Origin of the sequence: Pseudomonas sp. 51_B (genome assembly GCF_017491595.1) — a bacterium.
GTDB classification, from domain to species: domain Bacteria; phylum Pseudomonadota; class Gammaproteobacteria; order Pseudomonadales; family Pseudomonadaceae; genus Aquipseudomonas; species Aquipseudomonas promysalinigenes.
Genome location: NZ_JAFGYW010000665.1, coordinates 1 through 219, shown reverse-complemented (window position 1 = coordinate 219; position 219 = coordinate 1). Strand labels below are relative to the sequence as shown.

The following is a 219-nucleotide window of genomic DNA, read 5'->3' as shown; positions in this document are numbered from 1 at the left end:
TGGCCAGGGTCTGGAACACGAATGCCAGGGTCAGCATGCCCACTGCGGTGATTGCCCAGCCAATTAGAACCGCGCCGACGCCGGCACTGGCGGCCATGTTCTGCGGCAGCGAAAAGATCCCGCCACCGATCATCGAACCGACCACCAATGCGATCAGTGCGCCCAGGCGCAGCTTTTGTCCTGGTTCGTTCATGCTGTTCCTTGTTCACATTGCCAGAG

At 60.3% G+C, this 219-nt stretch carries 1 pseudogene; it reads right to left on the bottom strand.

The window, feature by feature from the left end:
- Positions 1–193: pseudogene (locus J5M56_RS26620) on the bottom strand (arginine-ornithine antiporter); the annotation flags it as partial.
- Between the last annotated feature and the right edge of the window lie 26 nt (positions 194–219).